The organism is Streptococcus danieliae, assembly GCF_009767945.1.
GTDB classification, from domain to species: Bacteria; Bacillota; Bacilli; order Lactobacillales; family Streptococcaceae; genus Streptococcus; species Streptococcus danieliae.
The window spans coordinates 1-513 of sequence record NZ_WSRS01000197.1 but is presented as its reverse complement, the minus strand read 5'-3'; the positions used below and the strand labels follow the sequence as shown (position 1 = coordinate 513).

Genomic DNA, 513 nt, shown 5'->3' with positions numbered 1-513 from the left:
TGAAAACAATATGATCCTGTGGTAAGACTGAAGCAATTTCTAGTGGTAAGGTGGTTTGATTTGTGTTATAGTGAATGGTAAGCGCCCAATAACAGGGTACATCAAAAAACCTCCAAGATTGTAAGCAGCTTGCTTTGAATCTTGGAGGTTTCTTTAACGACAATGCTCTTGTATTTGTTTTGCCCATGGTAAATAAGCCTCTAGAACCTCCTTTTTTTCGAGAGTCTCCTCGTTTGGTAAATGTTCTAGTAGGAAAACTATATATTTTTCACTGTCCACTTGGTGGAGTTTGGCTGTCTCAATTAGAGTCATAATAATCGCACTAGACTCTGCTCCCCCTAAACTCTGGGAGAACAACCAATTCTTGCGTCCCATTACTAAGGATTTGATTGCTCTTTCTGCCAAATTATTGGATAGAACGAGACGTCCATCCTCTAGTACAGTTTTGAATGTGGACTCATAATCCAAACTGTATTTGAGAGCACGGCCTAACTTGGATTCTGGTAAGACATA

The 513-nt window shown here is 39.6% G+C and carries 1 protein-coding gene; it reads right to left on the bottom strand.

What is annotated here, in order from left to right:
- Nucleotides 1–153: 153 nt before the first annotated feature.
- Nucleotides 154–513 (bottom strand): IS66 family transposase (locus tag E5983_RS09430; protein ID WP_160332692.1); only part of this gene is annotated, 360 nt, incomplete at its 5' end.